This window comes from Dyella koreensis, from assembly GCF_044904565.1.
Lineage (GTDB): Bacteria > Pseudomonadota > Gammaproteobacteria > Xanthomonadales > Rhodanobacteraceae > Dyella_D > Dyella_D koreensis.
Genome location: NZ_JADIKD010000005.1, coordinates 174,412 through 189,749 on the forward strand (window position 1 = coordinate 174,412; position 15,338 = coordinate 189,749).

Annotated in this window: 10 protein-coding genes; 5 read left to right on the plus strand and 5 right to left on the minus strand. The window is 64.3% G+C overall.

Going from position 1 to position 15,338, the window contains the following annotated elements:
- Nucleotides 1-456: 456 nt before the first annotated feature.
- The 3 genes from ISS97_RS01730 (at nucleotide 457) to aceE (ending at nucleotide 7,205) form a co-directional block, all read left to right on the plus strand.
- The gene (locus ISS97_RS01730; protein ID WP_379987588.1) at nucleotides 457-2,748 is read left to right on the plus strand and encodes an NADP-dependent malic enzyme; all 2,292 of its coding nucleotides are present in this window, start codon (nucleotides 457-459) and stop codon (nucleotides 2,746-2,748) included.
- Nucleotides 2,749-2,947: 199 nt separating this feature from the next.
- The gene (locus tag ISS97_RS01735) at nucleotides 2,948-4,327 is read left to right on the plus strand and encodes a hypothetical protein (protein ID WP_379987590.1); all 1,380 of its coding nucleotides are present in this window, start codon (nucleotides 2,948-2,950) and stop codon (nucleotides 4,325-4,327) included.
- 184 nt (nucleotides 4,328-4,511) lie between these two features.
- On the plus strand, nucleotides 4,512-7,205 hold the full coding sequence (gene aceE / locus ISS97_RS01740) for a pyruvate dehydrogenase (acetyl-transferring), homodimeric type (RefSeq protein ID WP_379987592.1): 2,694 nt from the start codon (nucleotides 4,512-4,514) through the stop codon (nucleotides 7,203-7,205).
- A 72-nt stretch (nucleotides 7,206-7,277) separates the two neighbouring features.
- Here aceE and ISS97_RS01745 read toward each other — a convergent pair whose 3' ends face one another.
- The 3 genes from ISS97_RS01745 to ISS97_RS01755 form a co-directional block, all read right to left on the minus strand.
- Complete coding sequence (locus tag ISS97_RS01745; protein WP_379987594.1) at nucleotides 7,278-7,613, minus strand: hypothetical protein; 336 nt, start codon at nucleotides 7,611-7,613, stop codon at nucleotides 7,278-7,280.
- A 90-nt stretch (nucleotides 7,614-7,703) separates the two neighbouring features.
- Entirely contained in the window at nucleotides 7,704-8,378 is a 675-nt protein-coding gene (locus tag ISS97_RS01750) for a glutathione S-transferase family protein (RefSeq protein WP_379987595.1), read from the minus strand.
- A 53-nt stretch (nucleotides 8,379-8,431) separates the two neighbouring features.
- The gene (locus ISS97_RS01755; RefSeq protein WP_379987596.1) at nucleotides 8,432-9,358 is read right to left on the minus strand and encodes a LysR family transcriptional regulator; all 927 of its coding nucleotides are present in this window, start codon (nucleotides 9,356-9,358) and stop codon (nucleotides 8,432-8,434) included.
- Between the two features lie 91 nt (nucleotides 9,359-9,449).
- Here ISS97_RS01755 and ISS97_RS01760 point away from each other — a divergent pair, with 91 nt between their 5' ends.
- Complete coding sequence (locus tag ISS97_RS01760) at nucleotides 9,450-10,685, plus strand: MFS transporter (protein WP_379987598.1); 1,236 nt, start codon at nucleotides 9,450-9,452, stop codon at nucleotides 10,683-10,685.
- A gap of 41 nt (nucleotides 10,686-10,726) precedes the next feature.
- The gene (locus tag ISS97_RS01765) at nucleotides 10,727-12,031 is read left to right on the plus strand and encodes an SGNH/GDSL hydrolase family protein (RefSeq protein WP_379987600.1); all 1,305 of its coding nucleotides are present in this window, start codon (nucleotides 10,727-10,729) and stop codon (nucleotides 12,029-12,031) included.
- A 666-nt stretch (nucleotides 12,032-12,697) separates the two neighbouring features.
- Here the strand turns inward: ISS97_RS01765 and ISS97_RS01770 are convergent.
- Together ISS97_RS01770 and ISS97_RS01775 are read right to left on the minus strand one after the other, a co-directional pair.
- A complete protein-coding gene (locus ISS97_RS01770; RefSeq protein ID WP_379987602.1) occupies nucleotides 12,698-13,963 on the minus strand; it encodes an MFS transporter in 1,266 nt (421 codons plus the stop codon).
- 61 nt (nucleotides 13,964-14,024) lie between these two features.
- Nucleotides 14,025-15,227: an acyltransferase family protein gene (locus ISS97_RS01775; protein ID WP_379987604.1), complete on the minus strand. Its 1,203-nt coding sequence runs from the start codon at nucleotides 15,225-15,227 to the stop codon at nucleotides 14,025-14,027.
- Between the last annotated feature and the right edge of the window lie 111 nt (nucleotides 15,228-15,338).

Below are 15,338 nucleotides of genomic sequence, written 5' to 3' on the forward strand. Positions count from 1 at the left end.
CCCTGGCTCGCCTGCGACGCGAAGCTAGTCCCGTGGGGCCGCGGGCTTCCGATTCGCTGCCGCGAGCCGGGTCACTTTCTCTTTGCTGGCCCACGCACCCGCAGGAGCGGGTGCGAACAGCGCAGCTGGCCCGAAGGGCGGAGGGCATGGATGCCCGGAGTCAAGAGAAAGTAACCAAAGAGAAATGGCCTGAAGAGCGGGCGGTGTACTTCGTAGCAACGCTTTTCCCAGTGTCGGACGTCGAGATAGTGTTCTTCGAGGCCTGATCGTCCAGCCGCCGTGGCCGCAGATCGCCAGTTCGAAAGCATTTAGCTCGAAAGCGTTAGTTGTCACACGCGCAGGCCATACCTACGCTCGTGTTCTTGCGACGCAGCGGGTTTGGCCTGCTAACACGGTGCTAACATGTCCGGATGCCGCCGTCGCGGCCCTTTATTCCCTCACCCGATAGCGCATCCCATGGCACTCCCCGAAGAACTTCGACTCGCCGCTCTCGAATATCACCGCCTGCCGCACCCCGGCAAAATCAAGGTAACGGCCACCAAGGCCATGGTCACCCAGCGTGATCTCGCCCTGGCGTATTCGCCGGGCGTGGCTTATGCCTGCGAGGCGATCGTGGAGGATCCCAACGCCGCCAGTGAAATGACGGCGCGCGGCAACCTGGTGGCGGTGATCACCAACGGTACGGCGGTGCTGGGCCTGGGCGACATCGGGCCGCTGGCCGGCAAGCCGGTGATGGAAGGCAAGGGTGTGCTGTTCCAGAAGTTCGCCGGCATCGACGTGTTCGATATCGAGTTGAACGAGCGCGATCCGGACAAGCTGGTCGACATCATCGCCTCGATGGAGCCGACCTTCGGCGGCATCAATCTTGAGGATATCAAGGCACCCGAGTGCTTCGTGGTCGAGCGCAAGTTGCGCGAGCGCATGAAGATTCCGGTATTCCACGACGACCAGCACGGCACCGCGATCATCGTGGGTGCCGCCGTGCTCAATGCGCTGGAAGTGGTCGGCAAGAAGATCGAGGACGTCAAGCTCGCCACCGCCGGCGCCGGCGCGGCGGGCATTGCCTGCCTGGATATGCTGGTGGCGCTGGGCCTGAAGCCCGAGCACATCCTCGCTTATGACCGCGAGGGCGTGCTGTATACCGGCCGCGATCACATGGATCCGGACAAGCAGCGCTACGCGCGCGACACCAAGGCACGCACGCTGGCCGAGATCGTCGACGGCGCGGACATCTTTCTCGGCCTGTCCGCCGGTGGCGTGCTGAAGCCGGACATGGTGGCGACGATGGCCGACAGGCCGATCATCCTCGCCCTGGCCAATCCGAATCCCGAGATCTCGCCGGAAGACGCGAAGAAAGTCCGCCCGGACTGCATCATCGCCACCGGCCGTTCGGACTATCCGAACCAGGTCAACAATGCGCTGTGCTTCCCGTACATCTTCCGCGGCGCGCTGGATGTCGGCGCTACCGGCATCAATGAGGCCATGAAGCTCGCCTGCGTGCGCGCCATCGCCGGGCTGGCGCGGATGGAGGCCGGCGATCTGGCCAGTGCCTACGGCGGCGACGTGCCGACCTTTGGCGCCGACTACCTGATTCCCCGCCCGTTCGACCCCCGCCTGCTGGTGATGCTGGCGCCGGCGGTGGCGCAGGCGGCGATGGATTCCGGCGTGGCTGCGCGTCCCATCACCGATATGGATGCGTACAAGGAAAAGCTCGGCCAGTTCATCTACCGCACCGGCCTGCTGATGAAGCCGGTGTATGAGCGCGCGCGTGCCGACCGCAAGCGCGTGGTCTATGCGGAAGGCGAGGAAGAGACCGTGTTGCGCGCCGTGCAGACGGTGATCGACGAGCGCCTGGCGTTCCCGATCCTGATCGGCCGTCCTGACGTGATCGAGACGCGCATTCAGCGCCTCGGCCTGCGCATGCGTGTCGGCGTCGATTTCGAACTCACCAATATCAATGACGATCCGCGCTTCAATGATTACTGGCAGCAGTACCACGCGCTGACCGAGCGCCGCGGCGTATCGCCGGCGGCGGCCAAGAACCTGCTGCGTTCGCGCCCGACCCTGATCGCTTCGCTGATGGTGGAGCGCGGCGAGGCGGACGCGATGATCTGCGGCCTGGTCGGTCGCTTCCACAAGAAGCTCGGCTACATGCGCAGCGTGTTCGGCCTCGATCCGGGCGTGCAGTGCACGTCGGCGATGACTGGCGTGATCAACGACCAGGGCGCGTGGTTCTTCCTCGATACCCATGTGCAGGTCGATCCCACTGCCGAGCAGATCGCGGAAGCGACGTTGCAAGCCAGTTACCGCCTCAAGCTGTTCGGCATCGAGCCGAAGGTCGCGTTGCTGTCGCACTCCAACTACGGCAGCCACGACAACCCCAGCGCGCAGAAAATGCGCAAGGTGTACCAGCTGCTCAAGTCGCGCATACCCAAGCTTGAGGTGGATGGCGAGATGCAGGCCGACACCGCGTGGGACGAGGGGCTGCGTACGCGCATCTTCCCCAACACCACGCTGACCGGGCGCGCCAATCTGTTCGTGATGCCGAATCTCGATGCGGCCAACATCACCTACAACATGGTGCGTGTGATGACCGATGGCGTAGCCATCGGTCCGATCCTGATGGGCCCGGACAAGCCGGCGCATATCCTCACCCCGGCCTCGACGCCGCGCCGCGTGGTGAACATGACGGCGATTGCCGCGGTGGATGCGCAGATCCGTCAGACCCAGAGCGAAAGGCGCAGCTGAGCCAAGGAATCCGCGCGTTTGCCCATGGCGAACGCGCGGTCGTCCAGATACATAGTGTGCAGTGCCGGGGAAGCGCCGGTACTTCCCGGAAGGATGCGTCTTCATCGGTAAGACGCGAAACGTTGTGCTTTGTCCGGTACTGCAGGAAGCAGTCATAAACCAGACTCGGAGCTTGGGTGTTTCCACGGAAGGAAATCTGATGCTGATGGAGCAAACGCCGCTCATCGTTCTGCGAGCCTATCTTCTCGGGCGATACCGCCAGGGGCTTTGGTTTGTCTTTCTAGTGGGCCCGCTTTGCTGGGCCATGGCAGCCGGCCTTTTCGTGGGCTTCCCACAGGGTCTATCCGTCGCTCGCCAGCCCGTGCCGAATTGGGTGCCCGCTGTCGTCGCGGGCCTGCTGATCGGCGTGGGATACGTCAAGTTTTTCAGCACGGGCCTTCAGTTCCTGAGGGCGCGTGGTCTGCTGCATGCAGCGGAAACGCGGCCGCAAGGCATCGTGCTGATCTACCGCGAGGCCACCACGATTTCGCAGGGTGCTTTCATGCCCAGCGTGGACAAGGAAGAGCGGATCGTCCTGGCGGACGACCAGGGCAAGACATACACGATTCCCGGCGGCTACAAAGACGACACGGCGTTCTGGAACGCCGCCACGGCCGTGTTTGCGAAGGCGCATCGCGGCGCCACCCACTACATCGTCGAACTCTATCGGCGAGACGCCCTCGGCGTTCCTCGGCGAGATCCAGCGGCAGGATCTGAGCCACCACCCGTCATCCCACCACGAGGCCCCGCTTCAATGATCTACGTCTATTCGATCGTCACCAAACCGTTGGCAAGCGACCGCCTGCCCCATGAGAGCTGCCCCGCGTGCGGCAAGCAGGGTGGCGTCGAAGTCACCCTCTACACGCGCTACATCAGCATGATCGCGCCCATCTTCGGCATGGGGTTGCGGACCGGTGTCGAGTGCACCTTGTGCGGCCATCAGATCAAGCATCCACAGGCCGGCATGCTGGCCCGGGCCAAGTGGTCGCCGGCCGTGGCGGAAGCCATCAAGTCCATTCGCGCCAATACCAGGCGCACGATATGGCAGCGGCTGTATCCGTGGACGTTGTCCATCGTTTTCGGGGGGCTCGTCGCCGGGGCTTTGATCGCCAAGCCGTTCCTGCAGGCATCGAGGGACCAGGTGACGGCCAGCAACAAGGCCTTGCTGGCGCATCCGCAAGCCGGCGACATCTACAAGGTGAATCTGATGGCGATGGCTCCCGAAGGGCAGGGCGCCGGCAAGGTGGCGTTGGTGAAGGTGGTCCGCATCACGGGCAATGCCATGGTGCTGGTCCGGGGTAAGCAGATGCTGCCGTTTGGTTTCAATGACAGCGACTGGACGAATGTCTCGCGGAAGGACGACGCGTTCGACAGCCAGGAATACAAGGCGGACCTGGATAAGTTCCTGCACGGCCGCGAGCCGGGCCAGTTTCACGTCTACAACGACGGCGCGGCAGCGGAGATTTCGAAGCACCAGGAGCTACTTGGCGAGGTCATGGGCGACAACTATGGTCGCCTGCACGTGGCGGAGCGGCCGTAACGCCGCCAGTGGCAGGGTGGCTTGCGGACGCGTCGGTGCATAACGCCATTCGCCTCCGTATTGTCTCGATCCAATTGGCGAAAAAAACCTCCGGAGCTACACTCGGAGGGTTTCCCGCCTCTTACCCGGAGGCGATCCACCTACAGCCGCGCCAAGCCCCCGGCGCCGCGGAGAGAAGCTCCCCATGGATCAGCTCGACGACATCCTCCACCAGGACCTCGACCCCACCGAAACCCAGGAATGGGTCGAATCGCTCAATGCGGTGATCAATCACGACGGCACCGAGCGCGCGCACTACCTGCTGGAAAAGATGGTCGACTCGACCCGCCGCGCGGGTGGCTATCTGCCGTTCAATCCCACCACCGAGTACGTCAACACCATCTCGCCCGGCAACGAAGCGAAGATGAGCGGCGACGCGGCGATGGAGTGGCGCATCCGCACCCTGGTCCGTTGGAACGCGATGGCGATGGTCGTGCGCGCCAACCGCAAGCCGGGTGAGCTGGGCGGCCATATCGCCAGCTTCGCTTCCTCGGCGACGCTGTACGACGTGGGTTTCAACCATTTCTGGCGCGCGCCGAGCGCCGACCATCCGGGCGACCTGATTTTCCATCAGGGCCATTCCAGCCCCGGCATCTATGCGCGCTCCTTCCTGGAAGGCCGCATCAGCGAAGAACAGCTCGATCTGTTCCGCATGGAAGTGGCCGGCCATGGCCGCGGTCTTTCCTCGTATCCGCATCCCTGGTTGATGCCGGATTACTGGCAGGTGCCGACGGTGTCGATGGGCCTGGGCCCGATCCAGGCGATCTACCAGGCGCAGTTCTGGAAGTACCTCGAGCATCGCGGCCTGATTCCGAAGTCCGACCGGAAAATCTGGTGCTTCATGGGCGATGGCGAGACCGACGAGCCCGAGTCGCTCGGCGCCATCTCGCTGGCCGGCCGCGAAGGTCTGGACAACCTGGTCTTCGTGATCAACTGCAACCTGCAGCGCCTGGACGGTCCGGTGCGCGGCAACGGCAAGATCATCCAGGAACTCGAGGGCGTGTTCCGCGGCGCCGGCTGGAACGCCATCAAGGTGATCTGGGGCAGCTACTGGGATCCGCTCCTGGCCCGCGACAAGAACGGTGTGCTGCGCAAGCTGATGATGGAAACCATCGACGGCGAGTACCAGGCGTGCAAGGCCTTCGGCGGTGCGTACACGCGCGAGCATTTCTTCGGCAAGTATCCGGAGACGCGCGAGATGGTCGCCAACCTCAGTGACGACGATATCTGGCGCCTCAACCGCGGCGGCCATGATCCGCACAAGGTCTATGCGGCTTATCACCAGGCGGTGAACACCAAGGGCATGCCCACGGTGATCCTGGCCAAGACGGTGAAGGGCTACGGCATGGGCGCGGCCGGCGAGTCGCAGAACCCCACGCACCAGCAGAAGAAGCTGGACGACGAGGCCGTGCGTCACTTCCGCGACCGCTTCAATATCCCGGTGCCGGACGACAAGCTGGCCGACGTGCCGTACTACCACCCGGGCAAGGATTCGCCGGAAGTGCAGTACATGCTTGAGCGCCGCCGTGCGCTCGGCGGTGCGTTGCCGCAGCGTCGCCGCAAGACCGACGTGAAGATCACGGCGCCGGAACTGTCGGCGTTCGAGCAGATCACCAAGGGCACCGGCGAGCGCGAGATCTCCACCACCATGGCGCTGGTGCGCGGCATGAACCTGCTGCTGCGCGACAAGCAGATCGGCGAGCGCATCGTGCCGATCGTGGCCGACGAGGCGCGCACCTTCGGCATGGAAGGCATGTTCCGCCAGATCGGCATCTACGCGCCGTTCGGCCAGAAGTATCGCCCGCAGGATGCCGATCAGCTGCTGTATTACCGCGAAGACCAGAAGGGCCAGGTGCTGCAGGAAGGCATCTCCGAGGCCGGCGGTATGGCCGCCTGGATGGCCGCGGCAACCAGCTACAGCATCAGCAACGTGCCGATGCTGCCGTTCTTCATCTACTACTCGATGTTCGGCTTCCAGCGCATCGGCGACCTGGCCTGGGCGGCCGGCGACATGCGCGCGCGGGGCTTCCTCATCGGCGGCACCTCGGGCCGCACCACGCTCAACGGCGAGGGCCTGCAGCACGAGGACGGCAGTTCGCATCTGATGTCCGGCGCGATCCCGAACGTGAAGTCGTACGACCCGACCTTCTCGTACGAGGTCGCGGTAATCATGCAGGACGGTACGCGCCGCATGCTCCAGGAGCAGGAGGATGTGTACTACTACATCACCGTGATGAACGAGAACTACAGCCACCCCGATCTGCCGCAAGGCGTCGAGGCGGACATCATCAAGGGCATGTACCTGTTCAAGGATGCCGGCAAGCCGAAGAAGGGCGAACCGCGCGTGCAGCTGCTCGGTTCCGGCACCATCCTTCGTGAGGTGATTGCGGCGGCCGAGCTGCTGGAGAAGGATTTCGGCGTCACCGCCGACATCTGGTCGGTGCCGAGCTTCAGCGAAGTGCGTCGCGATGGCTTCGATGCCGAGCGCTGGAATCGCCTGCATCCGGAAGCCGAGCAGCGCGTGCCGCACGTCACCGCCCTGTTGCAGGGGCGCCAGGGGCCGGCCATCGCCGCAACCGACTACGTGCGCGAGTTCGCCGACCAGATCCGTGCCTTCATGCCCGACGGCATGCGCTACACGGTGCTCGGTACAGATGGCTTCGGCCGCAGCGACACGCGCGCCAACCTGCGCGGCTTCTTCGAGGTCGATCGCTACTGGATCGCCCAGGCCGCGCTGACCGCGCTGGCGAAGGACGGCAAGGTCAACGCCAAGGATGTGAGTCGCGCCATCAAGACCTACAAGCTGGATCCGGACAAGCCGAATCCGATGACGGTCTAAGCGCCATCAAAAAGAAACCCGCCGGAAGGCGGGTTTCTTTTTAGGCGGTTCGTCGAGATAGAGGTGAGCCGATCAATCCTCGTCGCGGCTGCGGAGCGCGCGACGCAGCAGCAGGAACGCGCCGATGGTGCCGGCCACCACGGCTGCGGTCGCTACCGGATGACGGCCGACGTGGCGGCGCAGGCGGCGATACTGGTAGTTCGCCTCGTCGGCGAAATCTTCGGCCGCGTGGGAGAGGCGTTGCGCATAATCGTAGCGTTGACGGCCGAAGCGGCGACGGATCTCGCGGCTGCGCTCCAGCAGGCCGTCGGCGCGGTCGCCTGCTTCGCTGGCATAGTGACGTACGCGTTCGCGTACCTGTTCGCCCACGCCGTTGATGCTGCTTTCGATGTCGCGATTCCGGGCCATGATTGCCTCCTTGTGTTCAGGTGTACGAACTTGCCAGTGCGCGCGTGAGCGGTGCGTAAACAGGGCTTTTCGCGGTTCAGCTGCGGTCACCTAGCCGACCATGGCGTAGTCGCCGCCGCGCTCGATCGCACGCTGGTAGGCGGGGCGCGCGCGAATGCGCTGCAGGAAATTCCACAGGCGTGGTCGCGTGGTGGCGTCGAGTCCGGCGCGGGCCGCGGCGGCTTCCAGGGGAAAACTCATCTGGATGTCCGCAGCGGTGAAAGCATCGCCGCCGAACCATGGTGACTTCGCCAGCTCGCCTTCGAGATAGTCGAGGTGCAGTTTCAGTTGCGGATCGACAAAGTTGCGCTGCACCTTGCCGGCAATACCCCGCAGCAGCGGTCTCACGAAGAACGGCGCGGGACTTGTGGCTAGCCGGTTGAAAACCAGCTTCAACAGCAGCGGCGGCATCGCCGAGCCTTCCGCGTAGTGCAGCCAGTAGCTGCAGCGCAGGCGCCCAGGCGTGCCGGGGGCAGGCAGCCACTGACCCTGGCCGTAGCGGTCCGCGAGGTATTCGATGATGGCACCGGACTCCGCCATGGTCACATCGCCGTCGGTGATCACCGGCGATTTGCCGAGTGGATGCACCTCACGCAACTCCGACGGCGCCAGCAGCGTTTTCGGATCGCGCTGGTAGCGCTTGATCTCATAAGGCAGGCCCATCTCCTCCAGCAGCCACAGAATGCGCTGCGAGCGGGAGTTGTTGAGGTGGTGGACAACGATCATGGAGGGCTCCGAAGTTCTACATCAAAGTGTCTGCGCCGCGATCACGATGGCCGCTATGACGCATGTCGCAGATGTTTTTCCCACGGCAGATCATCGCTGAAGTGTTCGGCGAGGAAGTCGATAAAGGCCTGCACCCGCTGCGGCACCATGCGACGCTGCGGCGTCACCGCGTAGATGCCCGTATCGGGCGGCGGGTAGTCCGACAACACTACCCGCAGGCGGCCGGCGCGCAACTCGCCTCCGATATGCCAGGTCGAATGCAGCGCAACACCCAACCCGGCGAGGGCGGCGTCGCTCAGCAGCTCGCCGAAGTTGCTCTCGAAGCGCCCGTCGACGCGCACCGCCAGTGGGCGCCCGTTGGCGTCGCTCAGGCCCCAGATATCCTGACGGCCGTGACTGCCTACCTGCAGCAGGCACTCGTGATGCGCCAGGTCGGCTGGCGTGCGCGGTGTGCCGTGTTGCTTCAGATAGGCGGGTGCAGCGCACAAGACACGCTTGTTGGTCGCCAGCCGGCGCGCCACCAGGCTGGAGTCGCTCAGCACGCCGATGCGGATGGCCAGATCGAAACCGGCGGTGACCAGGTCGACCACCTGATCGCTCAGGTTGACGTTGAGCTTGATGCCCGGGTGCCGCGCGAGAAACTGGGGCAAAAGCGGCGAGACGTATTGACGTCCAAACGCCGCGGGCATGGTGACCCGTACCGGGCCGCTGACACTGCTGCCTGACTTGCGCAGGCCGGAAGTCAGCGCCTCCAGGTCTTCGATCAACACTCGGCCCTGTTCGGCCAGGGCGGTGCCTTCGGGCGTGGCATGCAGCTGGCGGGTGGTCCGGTGCAGCAGGCGCACGCCGAGATCGCGCTCGAGCCGCTTCAGGCGCTGGCTGGCCACCGCTACGGAGAGGTCGAGACTGCGTGCCGCGGCGCTGATCGAGCCCAGGTCGAGCACGCGCAGGAACAGGCAGATGTCGTCGATGCGGTTCATTATTATCAATAATAACTTGAAAGTGATTATCTAATATGGTGGTTGTTGAAGAATATGGCCGGGCCTACGCTGCCGCATCTTTTTCCAGCAGATGCTCTCCATGACCAGCCCCGCTCCCGTCAAACCTCGCATACCCATCGGCCTGTACTCGCTTACCGCCGGCGCCTTCGGCATCGGTACGACTGAATTCGTGATCATGGGTTTGTTGCTCCAGGTGTCCGCCGATCTGCACGTGTCGATCACCGCCGCCGGCCTGCTGATCTCCGGCTATGCCCTGGGCGTGTTCGTCGGCGCGCCGCTGCTGACCATGGCGACCAGTCGCATGCCTCGCAAAGCAGTGTTGGTCGCGCTGATGGTGATCTTCACCATCGGCAACCTGGCCTGCGCGCTCGCGCCCAACTACGGCTTGCTGATGGCCGCGCGCGTCATCACCTCGCTGGCGCATGGCACTTTCTTCGGTGTGGGTGCGGTCGTTGCCACTGGCATGGTGCCCGCAGACCGCAAAGCCTCAGCGATCTCGATCATGTTCACCGGCCTTACCGTGGCGACCTTGCTCGGTGTACCCGCCGGTGCGTGGCTGGGGCTGCACTTCGGCTGGCGCGCGACCTTTTGGGCGGTGGCGGCCATCGGTCTGATCGCGACGCTGATCATCGCGACGCTGGTGCCGGCTGACGCAGGCAAGCGCGAGCCGATCGCCTTTGCCGACGAGCTGAAAGTCATCGCGCGGCCGCAGGTGTTGCTCGGCCTGCTGATGACCGTGCTCGGCTATGCCGGTGTGTTCGCCGTATTCACCTACATCCAGCCGATTCTCATGCAGTTGACTGGCTTTGCCGAAAGCGCGGTGTCGCCGGTCCTGCTGGTGTTCGGGGTGGGCCTGATTGTTGGCAATCTGCTCGGTGGCCGACTGGCCGATCGCCGTTTGGTGCCCGCCTTGCTCGGCACGCTGATGGCACTGGTTCTGGTGCTTGGCGCCATGAGTTTCGCGCTGCATAGCAAAGCCGCCGCTGTCGTCTTCACCGGGTTGCTCGGCGTGGCTGCGTTCGCCACCGTCTCGCCGTTGCAACTGCGCGTGCTGCAGAAAGCGGAAGGTGCAGGCCAGAGCCTGGCTTCCAGCTTCAACATCGCCGCCTTCAATCTTGGCAATGCGATGGGTGCATGGCTGGGTGGCGTTGTGATCGATCACGGTCCGGGGCTGGGAGCGGTGACCTGGGTCGCTGCGCTGGTCACGCTGTCCGGATGGCTGGTGGCCTGGTGGAGCGTCCGTCTCGACGGCGACCGTCAGACGGCGGTCGCCGCGACCGCCGCCTGCATGCCCGGCCAGCCGTGAGCGCCCTCGCTCGCTTCGTGTGTTCTCTCCCTGAGGTCATCATGTTCAACCATTCATGGTTTCGCCATCCGATGTCTGTCGTGCATCGGCGTCTTTTGACCGCTTTCGTCCTAGCCTTCGTGGCCGTGGCATCGCTACATGCAGCGCCTACGCCGAAAGCACCGCCACGCGACGACGCGCGCTGGGTAGCCACCTGGACCGCCAGCCCCGAGCCGCGCTGGGATGGCGACTTCGCGCTTCCGCTCAATCTGCCTTCGAGTCTGTGGCAGCAGACCGTGCGTCAATCGGCGCGCGTGAGCGTGGGTGGCGAGCGGGTGCGCGTGATGCTTACCAACGAATACGGCACGCGTCCGCTGGTGATTGGCGCCGCGCATATCGCCCTGGCGGGTGAAGGCGCTGCGATTGTCGCCGGTTCGGATCGGGCGCTGACTTTCAACGGCCGGCCGTCAGTGACGATTCCGCCGGGCGCGCCGATGCTCAGCGATCCTGTCGATCTGAATGTGGTGGCGCTGGGCAACGTCAGCGTCAGCCTGTATCTGCCTGAGCCAACGGCACCCGCGAGTTTCCACTGGGACGCACGCCAGACGACTTATGTCGTTGCGGGCGACCAGGCCGGAGCGCCAACGATCAAGCCGGACGCGATGCTGACCTCACGTGTGTTTCTTCGCTCGATTCTGGTGGCCGATACGGCTGGCACGCGCGCTGTGGTGGCGCTGGGGGATTCGATCACCGACGGTAACGGCTCGAGCATGGATGCCAATACACGCTGGCCGGACTTTCTCGCCAAGCGTTTCGCCGGCCAGCACGTCGCCGTACTCAATGCCGGTATCTCCGGTGCCCGTGTCTTGCGCGATGGCATGGGCGAGAACGCACTGGCTCGCTTCGAACGGGACGTGCTCAGCCAGCCCGGCGTATCGAGCGTGATCGTGATGATGGGCATCAACGACATCAGCTGGTTTGGTACACCGCTGGGGCCTAAGGACGAAGTGACGCCAGCAGAGGCGTTGATCGCCGGCTACCAGCAGCTGATCGCCCGTGCGCATCTGCATGGCGTGCGCATCATTGGTGCCACGTTGACGCCGTTTGAAGGCGCACTGGAAGACACGCCGATGAAGGGTTACTACAACGCTGACAAGGAGCGCGTGCGCCAGGCTGTCAATCGCTGGATCCGCGAGGGCGGGGCGTTCGATGTGGTGGTGGACTTCGACGCCGCGCTGCGCGATCCGGCGCGCCCGCAGCGCTTCCTGCCGGCTTACGATTCCGGCGATCACCTGCATCCTGGTGATGCCGGGTATAAGGTCATGGCTGACACCATTGATACGCGAGCGGTGTTCGGTAGTCCGTGATGGAGGCCGGCATGCGCATGTGTTGAAGAGATGTCGTGTAAGTGGCGCGGGTTGTTCTTTGTGTTCGCGACAATCGCTGGGTTGTCGCGACCTGGCCGCTTACGCAGCGGGCGTTCCGAACCGCTGCCGCGGTCCGGGTCACTTTCTCTTTGCTGGCCCAAAGAGAAAGTAACCAAAGAGAAATGGCCAGAGAGCAGGCGGTGGACTCTGTAGCTGCGCCTTTTCCAGTGCTAGATATCGGGAGGGCTTCGCTTCTTGCTCCACTCTCCTTCGGAATTGATTGGCGTCGTCAGACCTGCGCGTGCTTTTCTCCTCCCCCTGCTCGCAGGGGGAGGCCGGGAGGGGGTAAGCCCTTGGGACAACCTCTCCCGATACGTTTTCTCAAGTACTCACCCCTCCCCAACCCTCCCCTGCGAGCAGGGGAGGGGGCAAGAGCAAACCCAACGTCTGACACTGGAAGACGCGTAGCTACAAAGCACACCGCGCTCTTCTAGACCATTTCTCTTTGGTTACTTTCTCTCTAGGCCCCTCGGGGGGGCAGCAAAGAGAAAGTGACTCGGGCGCCGGCAGGCGTCCTACATGCCCGCTGCATAAGCGGCCAGGTCGCGATAGCCCAACACCAAAGGCTCCCCGCGCGCAGAGGGATGGAGCAGATCGATACAGCGCTCACAGCGTATCGGCGGCAGGTTCCGACAACTCGCTGGGCTCCGCGTGCAGGCGCTGCCGACGGCGCAGGGTAGGAAACATCCACATCCACAGGCCAACCACCACCAGCGTGCCGATGCCGCCCAGCAAAGTCGCGTTGATCGCGCCGATCCATGCGGCGAGCAGGCCGGATTCGAACTCGCCGAGCTGGTTGGAGGTATTGATGAAGATCGCGTTCACCGCGCTTACGCGGCCGCGCATATCGTCTGGCGTATCCAGCTGCACCAGTGCGCCGCGGATCACCATGCTCACCATGTCGAACGCGCCGAGCGCGAACAGTGCGGCAAGCGAGAGCCACAGCGTGCTCGACACCGCGAACACCAGCGTGGCAAGACCGAAGCCGGCGACCGAGGCGAACATGATCGGCCCCACGCGCCGCTCCAGGTTGTGCCGCGCGAGCCAGAACGACATCAACAATGCGCCTACGGCAGGCGCCGCGCGCAGCAGACCCAGGCCCCACGGCCCGGTATGCAGCACATCCTTGGCGAAGATCGGCAGCAACGCGGTGGCGCCGCCCAGCAGCACCGCGAACAGATCCAGCGAGATCACGCCGAGCACGTCTGGCCGCTGGCGAATGAAATGCACACCGGCAAACAGCGTCTTCAATGTGGCTGGCTCGCGCCGTGGCGGGGCCTGCTCGTAGCGCAGACGGCTCATCAGGATTGCCGAGGCCAGATACAGCACGCCCGACACCACATACACCGTGCCCGGTCCGGCGATATAGAGCAGGCCGCCGAGTGCCGGCCCCATGATCATTGCCGCCTGGCCAGCGGAGCCATTCACCGCCATCGCGCGCGCCAGCATCGGCTGCGGCACCAGGGCGGGCAGCATCGACTGCATCGCGGGGAATTCGAACGCCTTCGCCACGCCGATGGCGAACACTAGGATCAGGATGCCGGCCTCATGCACCGCGTGCAGCAGACTGAGCGTTGCCAGCACCGCGATTGCCAGCAACTCCACCACTTGTCCCAGCAGGACGATGCGACGCCGTTCGAACTGATCGGCCACGTGCCCGGCGGGCAGGGCCAGCAACACGGAGGGAATGAACTGCACCAGGCCGATCAGGCCCAGGTCGAAAGCGCGGCCGGTGATCTCGTAGATCTGCCAGCCCACCGCGACGGAAAGCATTTGGAAGCCGAAGCTGGAGGCGATGCGTGCAAACCAGAACTGGACGAACGCGGGATGCCGGAAGGGCGAATCCGTTGTGACAGGGGTGGGGGACGGCATGAGGTTTCCCGGAGGTGAGCACGCATTATCGGGCTCGCCTCCGGGCTCGGCAAAACCATTTTCAGGCGATGTCGTCGGCCGGGCGCAGAAGGGTCTGCGCGGCGCGGCTGTTCGGGCTGGCATCCAGCCCGAACAAGGGTCGCAGCCAATGCGTGCGGCGAATGACGTATTCGTGCAGCAGCGCGCAACCGCCTATCGTGCCGAGCACGACCAGCAGCGGTTCCAGCACGGGTCCGAGGTGCAGGCGCACGACCCACCACGCGACCAGCAAGAGCAGGCTCTGATGCAGCACGTACCACGGGTACACCGCCTCGCGCGCATAGGGCAGCCAACGGAATGGCCGGTTGAGCAGGACGTGGCCCCAACCCAGCACCGCGGCGATGGCCGTCCAGCAATAGAGATAGCGCAGGCTGTCGATCAACGCCTTGGCGATCAGCATGTGGGCGGGTGTCAGCGAGCTGCCGCCAAGCAGGTCGCCGGCGAATTTATCCAGGAACAAGTAGAGCGCGAAGCAGCCCAGCGCCAACGGCAACGAGAGACCGCGCAGACGCGCCAGTTCGCGCCACAGGCCGGTATCGGTGCCGAGCAGGTAGCCATAGATGAAGCAGGTGGCGTACAGCGCATGCGCATACCAGTCGCCCACCAGGGCATGGGTTTCCGGAAAGCGATGGCGCAGCAGGAAGCCGATCACGAAGAGCGGCAACGCCGGCAGCAGCAACAGGGGGATGCCGTGCAGTTGGCGAATGCGGGCGCAGAAACGTTTCCCCGGCGCCGATTCAAGCACCGGCAGCAATGCCAGCAGCCCCATGGTGTACAGCCACAGGTAGGGCAGGTACCACAGATGGTTCCAGGTCAGCCCGTAGTCGCGGTAGCCGTGCGTCCAGTAGTGCGGCAGGAAGGCCAGGAAGCCTGGCTCGATGCCATGCTCAGCGAGCCCCTGCACATAGGGCTGGATCGGAATGACCACCAGCATGCCGAACACCAGGGGCAGCAGCAGGCGCGCCGTGCGCTTCCAGGCCAGCCTGGGCAGGCCGGTCTTGCCGCGCAGGAAATGCATGGCCAGGCCAGAGATCAGGAACAGCAGTTCCATGCGCCAGCGGTTGAGGAACAGCATCGGGTATTGCAGCCATTCGGCCAGGTGGCTGCTCTTGAGGTGAAAGCCCCAGTCCGACACGGGCGCCACATAGAGCATGGCCGCGTGGTAGAGGATCAGCAGGCCGAAGGCCAGCACGCGCAGTGCGTCGATATCGTGGCGGCGGTTCATGGCGGGACTCCATCGGGAAAGTGCGACGGATGCTGAGCCGCGGCCTTCCGCGCGTCGCCCGCTAAGTGACTGATCGCGATGTGGTTGGGACAAGCGGTGGACAGGCGGGAC